Source organism: Moorena sp. SIO3I6, assembly GCF_010672095.1.
The window spans coordinates 1-14,612 of sequence record NZ_JAAHHU010000134.1 but is presented as its reverse complement, the minus strand read 5'-3'; the positions used below and the strand labels follow the sequence as shown (position 1 = coordinate 14,612).

General features: G+C 42.5%; 16 protein-coding genes. 9 read left to right on the top strand and 7 right to left on the bottom strand.

All coding sequences use genetic code 11. The features are described 5' to 3' along the window. Positions 1 to 310: 310 nt before the first annotated feature. Both F6K49_RS27200 and F6K49_RS27195 read left to right on the top strand, forming a co-directional pair. Positions 311 to 955, top strand: coding sequence for a sigma-70 family RNA polymerase sigma factor (locus F6K49_RS27200; protein ID WP_293101605.1), 645 nt, complete (start codon positions 311 to 313; stop codon positions 953 to 955). Between the two features lie 471 nt (positions 956 to 1,426). Next, positions 1,427 to 1,825 carry a pentapeptide repeat-containing protein gene (locus F6K49_RS27195; protein ID WP_293101602.1) on the top strand — a complete coding sequence of 133 codons (399 nt, stop codon included), beginning with the start codon at positions 1,427 to 1,429 and terminating at the stop codon, positions 1,823 to 1,825. Between the two features lie 88 nt (positions 1,826 to 1,913). Here the strand turns inward: F6K49_RS27195 and F6K49_RS27190 are convergent, their stop codons facing one another. From F6K49_RS27190 to F6K49_RS27180, 3 genes are all read right to left on the bottom strand, one after another. After that, the gene (locus F6K49_RS27190; protein ID WP_293101599.1) at positions 1,914 to 2,075 is read right to left on the bottom strand and encodes a hypothetical protein; all 162 of its coding nucleotides are present in this window, start codon (positions 2,073 to 2,075) and stop codon (positions 1,914 to 1,916) included. A gap of 27 nt (positions 2,076 to 2,102) precedes the next feature. Then, positions 2,103 to 3,656 carry a mercuric reductase gene (locus F6K49_RS27185; RefSeq protein ID WP_293101596.1) on the bottom strand — a complete coding sequence of 518 codons (1,554 nt, stop codon included), beginning with the start codon at positions 3,654 to 3,656 and terminating at the stop codon, positions 2,103 to 2,105. A gap of 366 nt (positions 3,657 to 4,022) precedes the next feature. Then, positions 4,023 to 4,757 (bottom strand): TVP38/TMEM64 family protein, encoded by a 735-nt coding sequence (locus F6K49_RS27180; protein WP_293080880.1) that lies wholly within the window; start codon positions 4,755 to 4,757, stop codon positions 4,023 to 4,025. Positions 4,758 to 5,726: 969 nt separating this feature from the next. On the opposite strand from F6K49_RS27180, the gene F6K49_RS27175 reads away from it, so the two are divergent. Together F6K49_RS27175 and F6K49_RS27170 are read left to right on the top strand one after the other, a co-directional pair. After that, positions 5,727 to 6,416, top strand: a complete 690-nt coding sequence (locus F6K49_RS27175; RefSeq protein WP_293101593.1) for a hypothetical protein — start codon at positions 5,727 to 5,729, stop codon at positions 6,414 to 6,416. 107 nt (positions 6,417 to 6,523) lie between these two features. Next, a complete protein-coding gene (locus F6K49_RS27170; protein WP_070395931.1) occupies positions 6,524 to 6,862 on the top strand; it encodes a XisI protein in 339 nt (112 codons plus the stop codon). 154 nt (positions 6,863 to 7,016) lie between these two features. Here the strand turns inward: F6K49_RS27170 and F6K49_RS27165 are convergent, their stop codons facing one another. After that, positions 7,017 to 7,262: a DUF4926 domain-containing protein gene (locus tag F6K49_RS27165; protein ID WP_070395932.1), complete on the bottom strand. Its 246-nt coding sequence runs from the start codon at positions 7,260 to 7,262 to the stop codon at positions 7,017 to 7,019. Then, the gene (locus tag F6K49_RS27160; RefSeq protein WP_293065372.1) at positions 7,262 to 7,597 is read right to left on the bottom strand and encodes a DUF6883 domain-containing protein; all 336 of its coding nucleotides are present in this window, start codon (positions 7,595 to 7,597) and stop codon (positions 7,262 to 7,264) included. The genes F6K49_RS27165 and F6K49_RS27160 overlap by 1 nt, the downstream gene beginning before the upstream one ends. A gap of 455 nt (positions 7,598 to 8,052) precedes the next feature. Between F6K49_RS27160 and F6K49_RS27155 the strand changes: the two genes are divergently transcribed. From F6K49_RS27155 to F6K49_RS27135, 5 genes are all read left to right on the top strand, one after another. After that, positions 8,053 to 8,619 carry a Uma2 family endonuclease gene (locus F6K49_RS27155; RefSeq protein WP_293101588.1) on the top strand — a complete coding sequence of 189 codons (567 nt, stop codon included), beginning with the start codon at positions 8,053 to 8,055 and terminating at the stop codon, positions 8,617 to 8,619. Between the two features lie 107 nt (positions 8,620 to 8,726). Then, entirely contained in the window at positions 8,727 to 9,134 is a 408-nt protein-coding gene (locus F6K49_RS27150; protein WP_293101584.1) for a XisH family protein, read from the top strand. After that, a complete protein-coding gene (locus F6K49_RS27145) occupies positions 9,125 to 9,469 on the top strand; it encodes a XisI protein (RefSeq protein ID WP_293017859.1) in 345 nt (114 codons plus the stop codon). Before F6K49_RS27150 ends, F6K49_RS27145 begins: the two co-directional genes overlap by 10 nt. A gap of 86 nt (positions 9,470 to 9,555) precedes the next feature. Continuing rightward, a complete protein-coding gene (locus F6K49_RS27140; protein ID WP_293101580.1) occupies positions 9,556 to 9,714 on the top strand; it encodes a hypothetical protein in 159 nt (52 codons plus the stop codon). 135 nt (positions 9,715 to 9,849) lie between these two features. Further along, on the top strand, positions 9,850 to 10,503 hold the full coding sequence (locus F6K49_RS27135) for a methyltransferase domain-containing protein (RefSeq protein ID WP_293017862.1): 654 nt from the start codon (positions 9,850 to 9,852) through the stop codon (positions 10,501 to 10,503). Between the two features lie 244 nt (positions 10,504 to 10,747). On the opposite strand, the gene F6K49_RS27130 is transcribed toward F6K49_RS27135, so the two are convergent. Together F6K49_RS27130 and F6K49_RS27125 are read right to left on the bottom strand one after the other, a co-directional pair. After that, complete coding sequence (locus F6K49_RS27130; protein WP_293017863.1) at positions 10,748 to 12,172, bottom strand: hypothetical protein; 1,425 nt, start codon at positions 12,170 to 12,172, stop codon at positions 10,748 to 10,750. A gap of 294 nt (positions 12,173 to 12,466) precedes the next feature. Further along, positions 12,467 to 14,612, bottom strand: a 2,146-nt coding sequence (locus tag F6K49_RS27125) for a WD40 repeat domain-containing protein (protein WP_293101577.1), incomplete at its 5' end; no start/stop codon positions are given.

Sequence of the window (14,612 nt, the reverse complement as noted above, 5' to 3'; positions counted from 1 at the left end):
CTCTTCTAGGGGTCGGGTTTGCACCGCCATCCGGATGAATAGTTGTAATCTTTCGGGGTTGTCCCCGCGAATTACCTAAGTCTTACCCCTCCTGGTAAAGGAGGCTCTTACTTAGAACAAGCCGCACGTCCTGATTTAGTTGACAGGCGAAAATGATCGGCTTGGCGCTTGCTGGTCGCAATTTAGTGTAGCTTTTTGTTATTGGGCAGAGCAGAAACTATTTTTATAGCCTGCCCTATCGACCGTGACAATCGTGACAACATAAGTGATTCCATTTACACCAGTTTGCATGATCAGGAGAAGAATTTAAATGGCCAAAGCACAACCAGGTGAAAATTGCTTCTACCAGGGGAGGATGATGAAACAGGAAGAACTTGCCAACCTGTTAAATTCACTATCTACTCAAATAGAAAGTCGTCTTAGCCAATTTAATCTTAAGAGCAAGTATACCCATGAAGATATCAAAAGCGATGTCTTTTTACTTGTCCAAAGACTAATCGCCTCCGGGAGACTAGAGTTGCATTTAGACGTTGATGGGGAACTGTTACTGGTTCGAATTAAGGGTGACTTAAGAGAGCCAATTATTAATCCAAGGGCTTGGTTGCGAACAGTTGCCTTTAATTACATAAGGGGACTGCACCGTGAGCATAAGAGGTTTTTAGATATTACTTCCGAAAAGTGGGAAAGTTCACTCTCGATTGGTCAGAGTAATGTGGTTCCATTTCCCCGTCACACTCACCCTATGCAGTATATAGAGAACTTAGAACTGCGGGAGAAGATCAAACAACTTCCTGATGAAGACTCAGAAATTTTGGAGTTATTCTATTTTAAAAAGCTTTCCTATGCTGAAATTTCGAGTCATTTAGAGTGTAAGGGCTATCCCCGGTATACGGAAGGAAATATTCGGCAAAAAAAGTTTCGAGCACTCAAGAAACTGCGCCAACTTTATTTATAGCAACCGAAGTATAGTTTAGGACAGAGTATTTTGCTTGAAAGGGAGCAGGGAGTAGGGAGCAGGGAGCATAAATATGTCTTAAGCTTTACTTCGACTGCTATATAAACGCGATTGGTGATCACAATAACTATAATTCTAGATAGGGAGCATATCATATTTATAAAAAATCAAGGAAGTGTGGTAAATATGAGAATTATGATAAGTGTCGGGAGTGTGGTAAGTGAGGAGTGTGATAAGTGTGGTAATTTTCTTATAATTTTTGCCTAATTTCAGGCATTGAAATGCACCCTCTAAATAACTAGTAATTGTACTTAAATTACAAAGATAACTGTGGATATATTTGTTATGACACAGGCACTTTTTTGCGTTTATTAGCATAGGAAAAATATTGGTTTACTTTGTCACGTTGGGCGATATTTTTACTCTTTTTAATAGAAACCTTTAACTAAAGTCAAATCGGGGGAAGGCGACATGAATAGCAAAGAACTCCAAGAAAGGTACGCAGCAGGAGAACGATATTTTTGTGCTATCGACCTAGTTCAAGCTAATCTGAGTGGTATCAACCTTAGTGGTGCGAATCTGAGTCGAGCAGATTTAAGCGGAGCTAACCTGAGCCGAGCCGATTTGAGTGGGGCTAAGTTGCGTTGTGCGAAATTGGAAAGAGCTAATTTGACTGATGCCAAGCTTCACAGGGCAAATCTAGGTCGAGCGAAACTTGCTGGAGCAAAGCTAAGTGGAGCAGATTTGAGAGCTGCCAATCTCAAGGGTGCGGATCTCGCTGAAGTAGACTGGAAGGATGCAGAACTATGGGGTACGGTTATGCCTGATGGTAGGGTTGTTTCCTCATCTACTCAAGATCTAGCTTCCTAGCTCCCTACTGGCAATCATCTGCAGATAAAACGCCGTTGCTTAATCATGGAATGATTTGAATATAGCGGTTTTTAACCTTCGGATTATTTCAATCGGAGGTCAAGACAAAGAGGGAGTAGGGAGATAGGGAAATGGGGAGAGCTGACCAAGTCCTATTATGAGTGGAGTGGGCATCCTGCCCGCCGGGAATTGGAACGGGCAAGATGCCCATTCCACCAAGATGCCCATTCCACAAAACTCTTAAAATCATTCCATAGTAAGCAACGCTCCTTTTACTCTAAGAAAGCTTAGTCAGCAATTCTAAAAATGTTTTAGTTCTTGGTGTTAAGAGGGTGCGGCGATAGGCATCTGCCGCTTTTTTAATTCCTTCTGCTTGAGTTGGATAGGGATGAATTACGCTGGAAAGCTTACTCAAACCAATCTTATGGACAATTGCTGTAGTCACCTCAGAAATCATTTCCCCTGCATGAGTTGCCACAATAGTTGCTCCCAGGATTTGATCTGACCCCTTCTTATGGTGAATTTTCACAAATCCCTCTTCTTCGCCATCTGCGATCGCTCGGTCTACAGTACTAAAGGGAATTTTAATCGTATTAACATTAAACCCTTTCCCTTGAGCTTCATGTTCATACATCCCGACATGGGCAATTTCTGGATCAGTATAAGTTGCCCAAGGCATCACCAAGTTACTCAGTTTATATTTACCCAAGCCAAAGGGAGAAAATAGAGTATTCTTAATCACAATCCGTGCGGCTGAATCTGCTGCATGGGTAAACTTCCAGTCCATGCAAATATCACCAGCAGCATAAATTTTGGGATTGGTAGTCTCAAGGTAATCATTCACCTTCACTCCTTTACGCTGGTCATACTCTACCCCGACCAATTCCAAATTTAACCCTTCCACATTGGGCGCACGTCCAGCACCAATCAAAATTTCATCTACTGTGACCGACTCTTCCAAACCAGTGCAGCTATTGAAGTGTAAGGTTTTACCTGCCTCTGTCTTCTCGACCCGGTTCAATTGGGCACCCAGGACTAAACGGATACCTTCTTTTAAAAAGACTTTTTGAACAATATCAGCGGCGTCAGCATCCTCTTTATTTAAAATGTGAGAACCGCGATGGAACAGCACTACTTCACAACCTAAACGGCGGAAAGACTGAGCTAATTCACACCCAATGGGACCGCCACCAATAACAGCTAGTCGATTGGGACGTTCTGTCAGAGAAAATACCGTTTCATTGGTGAGATACCCTGCCTCTTCCATGCCCTCAACTCGGGGTCTTACTGCTCTTGCTCCTGTAGCAATTACCGCTTTCTTAAACTTGAGGGTAGTATCGTTTACTTCAATGGTATCATCACCGGTAAACCGACCATTTCCTAAAAATATATCAATACCATAGGTATCTTTGAAGCGTTTAGCAGAATCGTGATGGCTAATCCCTGCCCGTAGCCGACGCATCCGTTCCATCACTGCGGGAAAGTCTACTTCAATATTATCTGGAACTTTAACCCCAAAGGCTCCCGCATTGCGCATCTCAGCCACTACCCGAGATGACCGAATCAAACACTTGGAGGGGACACAACCTACATTTAAACAATCCCCACCCATCAAATGCCGTTCAATCAACGCCACCTTCAAACCAACACCGATACCTGCTGCACCTGCTGCGGTAACTAATCCAGCTGTACCAGCACCAATAACTACTAGGTCATAACAATCAACAGGTTTTGGATTAACCCAATCTCCTGGATGAACGTAGTTAACCAACCTCTGGTTATACTCGTCCATAGGTGGAACAATAACTCTTTGATATTGAGAACTTGACATTTATAATAACTCCTTTGATAGTTCAAAATTCAATTAATTTTTTAGGGAGTAGGGAGTAGGGAGTAGGGAGTAGGGAGTAGGGAGTAGGGAGTAGGGAGTAGGGAATCGGGAGTAGGGAATCGGGAATCGGGAATCGGGAACAAAAATTTACGGATCTCTATAACCTTTAACCTTCTAACCTTTAACCTTAAACTTCCTAACCTTTAACCTTGGCCTTTGGCCACGCTACGCGAACAACCTTAAACTTCCTAACCTTTAACCTTTAACTTCCTAACCTTGGCCTTTGGCCACGCTACGCGAACAACCTCCTAACTTTCAACCTCCTAACTTTAAACTTGCAACCTTCAACCTTTAACCTTTAACCTTCTAAACTGTCTCCTTAGAAACGCTTTTGGCTAAAGCCTTCTTAGCCAGATTAGTAATAAAAAGTGTTATTGCCACAGTGGCGATAAAACCAATAATCCGAATTGCCCACTGGAAAGTGGGATTGGTTGGTGCCTCACCACTACCAAGAGTGGCCAGGTCTCCAGCCAAAGAACCGATGTAAACGTACATTACTGTTCCTGGAATCATGCCAAAGGAGCCTAAGACGTAGTCTTTTAGCGAAACCCCAGTTAGACCATAGGCATAGTTTAAGAGATTGAAGGGAAATACAGGAGAGAGTCGAGTCAAGAACACAATTTTCAATCCTTCCTGACCTACTGCTTCATCAATGGCACTAAACTTGTCATTTCCGGCAATTTTTTGAGCAATCCAGTCCCTAGCTAGATAACGCCCAACCAGAAAAGCAGCCGTGGCTCCGATAGTGGCTCCGATGAACACATAGATTGAGCCTAAGACAACACCAAATACTACCCCAGCCCCTAGGGTAAGGATGGACCCAGGCAAAAATGCTACGGCAGCAATGATATAGATTGCGATAAATGCGATCGCTCCGATGGGTCCAAGACTATCAATCCACTGCAAAGCATTGCGCAGTAGTTCTTGAGGATTGAATCCTCCACTACTAGCGGATTCCTGTGCGAAACTCGGCTCAGCGTGTACCACCAGTACCATCACCATTGCCAGTAATGTTAATGAAACTAACTTGAAACCCTTCATGACCTTTCGGGGATGAAATTGACTGCTTCTTCTTGTACTTATCATGAGTTGGGACCGTTGCAATTCAACTTGAGACATAGTAATCAAATTATCTAGAGATTCTGGTTATCTTAAATGGCTTGTTTGGTGATGAAATTAACAAAAGTTTATAACTTTACAGGTAAGCATTCAGCCTTCAGCTATCAGCTAATGCGCTACTTGAGATGCTACTTGAGGTGCTATCAGCTTATCCCCTACATTGGTTTAATCTCTGTTACCTCAGCTGACGGCTGACTTCTGACCGCTGACGGCTGACGGCTGACGGCTGAGGCCAGTTATGGATTCAGCCTTGAGCCTAGGGCGATCAGCTTTCTAGAGAGTGGCCAACAAACAATTGCAGTATCAATTGCTTGTTGATGATCATCATACAATACTTTTTAGGAGCTAAAGCTAGTGAAACTAATTTAAATTTAATAAGAATATTTTTTGGGTATTTTCAGCTTAATATTAGCTGATACTCAGGAAAAAATCAGGTTTATTAATATAGCTGATATTAACTATAAAAAATTAGATGGGAGATTAATTTTGTTACAAAGTAACAGCAGCTCTGAAAACAGTTTTTTTTAAGTTATAGCAAAAATTAACTAGTTCAGCTAAATTAAAGCTAAATTTAAAGTTATGGGGGGTATAAGTCACAATCCTATTAGATACTCATGATAGTCAGGAGTTGCCCAGTAAATCTACATAGCTGTAGCAGTTTTTATTAATGCATCCTAGTAGTTATAGGGTTGGTTTACAAGTTTTGCCTAAGTCCTGTAGCTGTGAAAACCTTTCCTTAGCAGGATTATTACAGAAGGATACTAAGGGATTGAGTAAACCAAAAAAAAAAGTTTTTTTTAATAAAATTTAACTCGATTGGATGGCAAAACTAAAAAAATACTGCTATACTTTCCGTAAAAGCTTGATTTACAAGACATGCAACTGACAACCATGAATCTTAAATCTGCTCAAGAAGACCATATTAATTGGATCAAAACTCAGCTAGAACAAACCCAGCGAGAACTTACTGAAGCGGAAGCAAACCTGGTTGAGGTAAAGGCTTTAGTGGAGCAAAAACGGGCAAACGTTGCCTATTATCAGAATAAGCTTGAAGCCGAACTATCCAGCAACGATATTGCAGCGGAAAACGATGATATTGCAGCGGAAAACGATGATATTGCAGCGGAAATATCGAGTGCTTTCCGGGAACTTGAGGTTAATGCTAATCATTTATCTGAACAAGCTCCCACTGTGAATTCAAGTGGCAATGTCGGTCAAGTAACTTTTGTTGATGAGGAATTAGAAGAGGAATCCTTTGAAGAAAACCAAAGGGAAAACCAAGACGATGAGGAGGGTAACAAGCGCAATCCCAGAGATATGTTATATCCAGAATTTAGAGGTAAAACATTCGGGGAAGCGGTAGAGATTATCTTAGATAAATTCGCGGCTCCGGTTAACCGAAAACAGATTGCCAGCAGACTCTTTGATGCCAAATCTGAGCATGAACAACTCCGTGCTACAAACTCCTTAGCTAACCAATTGCATCAAGGTGTAAAAGAAGGGAGATGGAAGAAAGTGGGACGAGGTCTTTTTGCTTCTAATTCTTTCCAGGAGCAAGTAACTGATGAAGTTAATAACTAAAAGTAAATTTACAGTGGTTTTTTAAGTTATCCGTTTATACAAAAGTCGATCAAGTGTAATCAGGTTCCTATTGTAGTTTATGATATTTCGCAACCAAAGATTAATCAATGGATAAACTAGAGGTATATCGACAGCACATTCAGGACTTGCTTAAAAAACGCGCCAGTATTAAGTCGGCGAATCCAGCCATCGAAACCCAGCTCATTTTTGATACGGAACGGGATCATTACCAAATGGTTCATACCGGTTGGAAAAATAACACCACACGTATTTATGGCTGTTCTGTACATGTGGATATTAAAGATGCCAAGATTTGGATACAGCATGATGGGTCGGAGATTGCGATCGCAGATCAGTTAGTTGAGCTAGGGGTACCAAAGCAGGATATTGTCTTGGCCTATCAGGCACCCATCATGAGGCAGTATACCGAGTTTGCGGTGGGGTGAGCGCACCCGCCATACAGTGATGGAACTAAAAAATCAGTGGTGTGAAGTGTTCTATGACAGGCGTTGCTAAACAGATGAAGGCCGCAGGGTTACCCCTGAAGGATATTGCACAATATACGGGGTTGAGCGTTGATCAGATAGATGGGTTGTAGGTTCAAACGGCTTCATCCAATCTTCGGATATGCAGAACCTCATTTTTCATTAATGACTCAATTTGTGACTCTGAAACCACTAAAACGGCGATCGTTTCCCCGATCCCATTGAAAACTTCCAGACTATAACCATCCTCTCCGTCTTGTATTGGATGGTGATCGACAATCGTTGCAATATCCCCTTGCTGCAACTTATGCTTGGGAAAATCTTCCCGCAGAGCCACCCGTGAAAATAACTCAAATGCCATTATCTAGCCTCCTTATCTGGGTACAGGGTGATAAACTTTGTCTGTTGAGTTTCATGCTCCACCATCCAAATTGTCTTGATGTCTAGTTCAACTCCATTTGGTCCTACTAAAATGCCCCGAATGGTATAAACATCGCCAAATCGGTTGGGTTCATCGCTCAAAGTCGCATCCAATGGCAAAATCTGGGAACGCAAATCTATTTCTAACTGTTGCCAGTTCTCTTGACTATAGCCTGCCTGAGCTAAAAATTTTGACTTATCATCGTTATCACGCCAAACCAACAAATATCTGGTAAGTTTGGCCGTTGCAATGATGGCATCCTGTGGAAGTTTCATAAACCTATATGGTTATATGGTTATCCAGTTTTGGCGTTATCATCCCTAAACGTTATCATTAATTCCCAGTATATTGATTTTTGCACGTTAGTGTAGCCTATCGATCAAGGAATCGCACCCAACCTGGTTCCACGATGATGGCGTTGGGAATTTTATTCGCGATCGCTTATCTATTCTTGTCAAGACATCCGGTCACACAGGACTGACACTGGCCCTTTGATCCAGGGTTCTTTAGTAGAAGAAAGTAGGTTTTTTCGGTAGAGTGGGCAAAACTTACCCACCCCACTTAAATTCAATATTAAGTCTCTACTTGGAAGTAAACATCAACCATGTCGTGTCTAGTACTGACTCTCCCTGTTGTAAGGTAAAGTTGTAACTTATATGAACCAGTGGTATCTATCATCTAAAACTTGTTCTCGATGCTAAGGCCAGCTACGTAATTCATAGACTCTGCCATGATTGCCAATCCTCAGTCCCAGAAAATGACTGTCGAAGCTTACTTGGAATGGGAACCACATCAGGAACTTCGATACGAATTTATTAATGGTGACATTTTCGCTATGACAGGTGGCAGCATCCCCCACAACGATATTGCGATTAATCTACTAGCTGCGCTACGTCCCCACGTTCGTCCCAAAGGCTGTCGCATCAATATTGCTGATGCCAAAGTAAAGGTTACCGAATCTATCTACCGTTATCCAGATGTGGTGGTGAGCTGCGATCAGCGAGATAGAATAGCGATTAACGCGATCCAATATCCAAAACTTATCGTTGAAGTGCTCTCCCCCGGTACAGAAGCTCTCGATCGGGGGAAAAAGTTCAAAGAATATCGCACTCTACCCAGCCTAGAAGAATACGTCCTGATCAGCTCTACCGAGATCAACGTCGAGATTTACCGGAGGGGCGAAGGGCGGTTGTGGCTATACACGGCATACCAAGCTGGAGATGTGATCACCCTGGAGAGCGTTGGTTTTGAGTTTGCGATCGCACTCGTGTATGAAGATATCCCACTAGACCGGTGAACTATCTCAGACTAAGGTTTGGTGGTGCGATCACCCAAGGAATGATAAATACATTCGCTCTAGCATATAATCTTACCAGAAAAGCTTCCTGTTTCTTTTAAAAGCTCATGGCAAAGGATCGTTTCCACAATGCAGTGAGAACTGCCCTAGAAAAAGAAAACTGGGTAATTACTGCCGATCCCTATCAACTGAGTGTTGGGGGAGTCGATTTTGAAATTGATCTTGCTGCAGAGCTAATCGCTGCAGAACGAGCAGGAGAAAAAATTGCTGTGGAAATCAAAAGTTTTATTGGTCGATCCGTTGTATCCGATTTTCATACGGCCCTTGGGCAATGCATCAACTATCAATTTGCTCTAAATGAAGTTGATGCCCAACGTAATCTTTACCTTGCCATTCCTGAAACAATTTACCAATCTTTTTTCCAACGACGTTTTGTACGATCAGTCATTGATAAGACTCAAATCAATTTACTCATCTATGACCAAACTCAGGAGGTTATTCGGCAATGGCTGTAGAAGAATCTGTAGAACAATATCGTCAATGGATTCAGCAATTACTTCTAGAACGAGCCAATCGCAAACCCACCTTCCCGGAAATTGAAACCCAAGCAGTGTTGGACACCGAACGAGATCATTATCTGTTACTGCACACGGGTTGGAAAGATAACCGTCGCACCCACGGCTGTAGCCTCCACTTAGATATCAAAAATGGTAAAATCTGGATTCAGCATGATGGCACCGAAATTGGCATTGCTACCCAATTGCTTGAACTGGGTGTTCCAGCTGAGGATATTGTCCTTGGCTTCCACTCCCCCAACATGCGCCAATACACTGAGTTTGCTGTTGATTAACTAGATTTCGGGCGTTGCTGAATCTTTCAATGAATAGGAGTAGAGTGGGCATCCTGCCCGCCCCAAAAGATCGCCAAACAGGCAAGATGCCTATTCCCCAAACAGGCAAGATGCCTATTCCACGGGTAGAGTGGGCATCCTGCCCGCGCCAAAAGATCGCCGAACAGGCAAGATGCCTATTCCACAGGATTTTTTCCCAGATCCGCTGTTCCCTGTTACCTAAAAACATGTACTTCACCAATTGAAAACCGCTATATTAATAATAATCATAAATAACAATAGCAATTAAAGCCATGAGTAGCTCGAATCAAAAACACTATAAAAGAATCGGGAGTATCTATGATGATTTGTGGAGTTACTCAGAAGACTACATTAGATTTATGGGGTTAAAAATCATTGAATATTTACGCTTAACCTCAACAGATAGTCTTGTGGATTTAGGCTGCGGTACAGGACTTTTTAGCCAATCAATTCCGAAGGAAATACAGTTAGATAATCCGATTATCTGCGTCGATCCTTCTGAAGAAATGCTCTCACAAATCCCCTTAAGCCCTCAATACCAAATTAGGGCAGTAGATGCGATTACTTTTGTTTCTGAAACCTCAGGTTATAATAAGGTCTATATGAAGGAAGCAATTCATCATATAGACAATAAAGAATTACTATTTAGTAGTTTGTTTCAAAAGCTAACTAGTGGAGTAATTTTCTTGCTAATCCTTCTGCCTCCTACTATTGAGTATCCTTTATTCAAGAAAGCTTTAGAGCGATATGAAAGAAGGCAGCCTAACTATAACGATCTAACTAGTTTACTTGAAAAAGTCGGCTTCAACGTCTCAGTTGATTTTGTTGAATATCTTCAGTCAATTCCTAAAGAACAATACTTGAAAATGGTAGCAAATCGCTATATGTCCTTACTGTCATTATTTGATGATCAACAGTTACAGGAAGGTCTAGCAGAAATCTCAGAAAAATATGCTCAACAATCTATCCTTGAATTTCCTGACCGTTTTGTTTTTATTACAGCAACTAAGTAGTGAAAGAGGTTTGCAATTCGGTGAGGTACAAAGTTCGGGATTTTAGGGAGCAGGGAGCAGGGAGCAGGGAGCAGGGAGCAGGGAGCAGGGAAGAGGGAAGAAGGATAAAATTCTGTGTACTTGATAGTTATGCAAACCGCCGTAAGCTATCAGCTATCAGCGATTAGCGCTACGCGCACGCTACTTGAGGTGCTATCAGCTATCAGCGATTAGCGCTGCATCGCTACTCCATACTCCCTGTTCCCTATTCCCTGTTCCCTATTCCCTTTGCTGTAGTCGCGATCGCATCAGCTCTAGCATTCAATCGCTTGAGTAAGGTTGTATGGGAGAGATTGGGATCATCCTCAAGATTGACCAGACCAAAACTAATCGGGGGTGTATGACCGGGCAAATCTACCCAACGATACCAGGTATAACCGACAAGAGCGGGATGAGTCAAAGCCCTGGCTAAGGACTTAGCGCCATTACGCATCATCCGTGACCTTTCGGAAAACCCGTCTTCTGGTTCATCGGGTAAGGCTCGTTGAGTAAACCTGGTGTGTCCCCAACTAAACTCAGTGTTGAGCACTGGCAATTTTGTAGCTTGGTAGTATAGGTCTATCCGCTCATACATGTTGTAGCGATAATTGTTAGCAGATACTACATCTACCCAAGGTCTTTTGATGGCGGAAAATACAGCATTAGAAGGAGGTGCCCCAAACCGACATCCCAGGATTAAATGATTGTGGTCATAGCGGTGGATTGCTGCTGCAGTTTCCTGAAAATAGCGTCGAGCAAATTCTGCTTGAAACCCATTCTGATCCACTAAGTAGCCTTTAGAAACAATCCCTTGTTTTGTCTTAGTCCATTCTTTAATCGTGTCTCTAGATTCAATAGGGACCTGCCAATCTTTTGCTAACTGCTCTAAACTATTACCATGGCGCTTTAAAACAAAATCCCAAGCAGCACTATAGGCGGGTTTTTCTGGATTGAGGCTAAGGCAAAATTGCAGTAAAGATGCCTTAGCGTTATTGGTGAGCAACAACTCTGAGTTAACCTTTCGGTCTGGTGTTTCAGCGTGTGCCCAATTGAGTTCATTGTCAGTAAAATATCCCACTAGCAGCTTACTACTTGCCACCGGTGCTACGATTTCCTTAGCTTTAGCATCAATCCCTTCAATCCATTTCGGATCAAACACATCGGGTAACTTTAGCTTCCTGTCATCAACCCTAAGTTCGCTGTCTGGAGCAGCTTTGACGAAATTTAGGATAACCGTGTAGGGCATACCCTGATCCCACAATTGAGGTGGTGTCCATGCTCCTAGGGCATTAAAATTCCAGCTCCGCAGCCGCTCAAAGGTAGCTTCCCGAAATGCAGCGGGGTCTTGACCATATTTATCCTCGACAACCGGAACATAGGGATCAGGATAGCCAAAGTTGACGGAGGTGACACCCCGGTAAAGGAAGGGTTTGCCATCGGGGTCAATCAACCACCAACGACCTTTGTGGGATTTGCCAACTCGGAAAAAATCCTGCTGACCTACTACGGTTTCGGTCTTGATGCGTACTTGGGCAAGAGGACTAGCAGCTTGAGAGGCAAGAAGACTATTGGGTAGGGCAGAGCTCAGCAGTACGATAACTGCTGAGAGGATGAATAGAATAAATCGGGATAATACTTTCCAATGTCGCATTTCAGTTTTGTTAATCCCTGATTGAGATCCCCCGTTGGTTCCCCTTAATAAGGGTAGGGCTGTTTCATTTCATTTATAAACCCTATATAGGCCGGCGTTGCTGAATTAAGGAATGAATGCGCGATTATCTGATTTTATTACAGCCCCCTAAATCCCCCAACTTTGGGGGACTTGTCTTGATGCAGTCGCTCATGGGGGAAACCCCCAAGACCGCGCTGCATCGCTTGAGAGTTTTGTTCCCCCCAGAATTGGGGGGCTAGGGGGGCGAAAGCATACCCAAAATCAGCAACGCCATCAATTTTTGCAGAGATTGCGATCGCTCTCGTCAAGATTGGGATTCGTCTCCAAATAGTCTCGGACCCAATTACAACCCTTGACTATTAGTTCATCCAATCCTCCTATACGCCATAACTTGGCATTTCCGGATCTGTCAAGAGTGGCTAATAAACTGCCATCAGCACTAAGACTTATACTTGTAACTGTACTTACATCAACTGTACTTTCATTAACTTTACTTTGATGCCCATCTTTGAAAGCAGTCAATAATTTTCCTGACATATCCCATACATAGGTATAACCCTTCTCCTCCATATGAGAACCATTATCCTCCAAATAACGCCGCTCCGCACTAACCACTAAGCCACCCTGGGTACTAAAACCGATACTATCACTATCAAACCTGGGATTAGCACTCTTAAACTTAACTAATTCCTGACCAGACTCCAATTCTTTTAAAAAGATATTACCTCGCTCTACATAGTGATCAGGTAAAGCATTCTGCGCCACTAACAGCTTGCCATCGGAGCTAAAAGCGATTTCACCCCATAGCTTAGGTTCAGTTTTCCAGATTTTACTGTTCAAATTCAACCGATGGAGAGTACTAGTATTCTTATCATCATAACCCTGCGGATATACAGTACTATCGTTCTCCACAACAAGCAATTGTGTACCATCAGGGCTAAAAAGAAGCTGGCTAATTGTTTTATTAAAATTTTTAGATTTATACAACTGATTGCCATTCAAATCCAATAAGCGAATCCTATTATCTTTACCAACTCCAGCCAATTGTGTACCATCAGGGTTGAAAATGATTTGCCTTATTTTTGTTTTAAGATCGGGAAATCGCTTCAACACCTTACCAGTCAAATCCAACCGACGAATAGTGTCATCACTTCCGACAACAGCTAGTTGCTTACCATCGGGGCTGATGCTGATACTTTTTAAATTCGGAATTAGCTCTAACTCCTCTAATGGCTTCTTATCTAGTTTCCACCAGACCAGGGTATTGTCATCACCTAAACTAGCAAGTTGTCTGCCGTTCGACGAGCTAGAAATCACCTCACGAATACCACCTTGATGCCCTTTCAGTTCAAATTCCAAGGCGTCTGACAAAGAGTCATTAATCTTATATGGTTCATCATAAACACTAATAATACCCTCACCCTCTTGCCCAATAATCAGACGACCTTCGGTATCAAAAATGATACTGCTAGCTCTACTTATGGGTTTAAACTCCTTCCAATATTCGCTATCTAAACTACGAAAGTAGGCAATGCTTACATCATCTCCAAACAATCCTGCTAAGTATTCACCATTAGGACTAATAGGACTAAAAACCAGATTTCCCGAGAGTGTAGGACTAAAAGCCAGATATCCAGAGGGTGCCTGATTAAAATTTTTAAACTCTGCCAACTGATTACGACTCCTGTAGTCCGACAAGCTGAGGGTATTGCCAGATTGGTTAGCTACTACTAGCTGGTTATTGGAGTTAAAGCTAATACTATAGAAATTGCCTTCCTGTTTCAATAGCTTCGGTTTATCTCCCGTTTCCCACAGGCAGATAGTACTGGAATTGCCCTTCTCAGTTACCCTTTGTAAATAGGCTAGAAGCTTCTTGCTATCAGGACTGAAACTGATCCCTCTGTCATATACACCGAAACCAGTAGGAGATAGATTTAAATCAGTATATGTAAACCCTGAAATACAGTCTGTAAGCTGACGTGGCTCTTCCTGTTTTCCTTCTAAGTTCCAGAGGCGAAAAGTCCCTTGCTGGTCAATTGTTGCTAATAAGCGACTATCCGGACTAACATCAAGATCTACGTCCCCCTCATGTCCTGAAAATACTTTGGGTTGTTGTCTGCCTTTGAAGTCTTGTAAGCGGACAGTACCATCCTCTGCTGTAGCAATCATTAACGTACCATCAGGCTTAAAAAACATCTTCTCAAAACCTTGAGGTACTTCTCTGCGGTTATATTCTCTAGTTGAATATAATGCCATTCGTAAAGTTTGTAACACTTCAGCTTGAATCTTACTGTCTGGCTTGAATAAGGATAAGTATCCCGGCCAATCTTGAATAGATTTTGCTGCCCGTAAACTGGCAAGCAAAGCTTCTAAATCTGGATAGAATCCAAATTTGGCTTCAGCGGCTTGCCGATCGGCC

Coding starts and splice junctions, on each gene's coding strand:
- F6K49_RS27200 (WP_293101605.1), top strand. CDS start 311: ATGGCCAAAGCACAACCAGGTGAAAATTGCTTCTACCAGGGGAGGATG.
- F6K49_RS27195 (WP_293101602.1), top strand. CDS start 1,427: ATGAATAGCAAAGAACTCCAAGAAAGGTACGCAGCAGGAGAACGATAT.
- F6K49_RS27190 (WP_293101599.1), bottom strand. CDS start 2,075: ATGATTTTAAGAGTTTTGTGGAATGGGCATCTTGGTGGAATGGGCATC.
- F6K49_RS27185 (WP_293101596.1), bottom strand. CDS start 3,656: ATGTCAAGTTCTCAATATCAAAGAGTTATTGTTCCACCTATGGACGAG.
- F6K49_RS27180 (WP_293080880.1), bottom strand. CDS start 4,757: ATGAAGGGTTTCAAGTTAGTTTCATTAACATTACTGGCAATGGTGATG.
- F6K49_RS27175 (WP_293101593.1), top strand. CDS start 5,727: ATGAATCTTAAATCTGCTCAAGAAGACCATATTAATTGGATCAAAACT.
- F6K49_RS27170 (WP_070395931.1), top strand. CDS start 6,524: ATGGATAAACTAGAGGTATATCGACAGCACATTCAGGACTTGCTTAAA.
- F6K49_RS27165 (WP_070395932.1), bottom strand. CDS start 7,262: ATGGCATTTGAGTTATTTTCACGGGTGGCTCTGCGGGAAGATTTTCCC.
- F6K49_RS27160 (WP_293065372.1), bottom strand. CDS start 7,597: ATGAAACTTCCACAGGATGCCATCATTGCAACGGCCAAACTTACCAGA.
- F6K49_RS27155 (WP_293101588.1), top strand. CDS start 8,053: ATGATTGCCAATCCTCAGTCCCAGAAAATGACTGTCGAAGCTTACTTG.
- F6K49_RS27150 (WP_293101584.1), top strand. CDS start 8,727: ATGGCAAAGGATCGTTTCCACAATGCAGTGAGAACTGCCCTAGAAAAA.
- F6K49_RS27145 (WP_293017859.1), top strand. CDS start 9,125: ATGGCTGTAGAAGAATCTGTAGAACAATATCGTCAATGGATTCAGCAA.
- F6K49_RS27140 (WP_293101580.1), top strand. CDS start 9,556: ATGCCTATTCCCCAAACAGGCAAGATGCCTATTCCACGGGTAGAGTGG.
- F6K49_RS27135 (WP_293017862.1), top strand. CDS start 9,850: ATGGGGTTAAAAATCATTGAATATTTACGCTTAACCTCAACAGATAGT.
- F6K49_RS27130 (WP_293017863.1), bottom strand. CDS start 12,172: ATGCGACATTGGAAAGTATTATCCCGATTTATTCTATTCATCCTCTCA.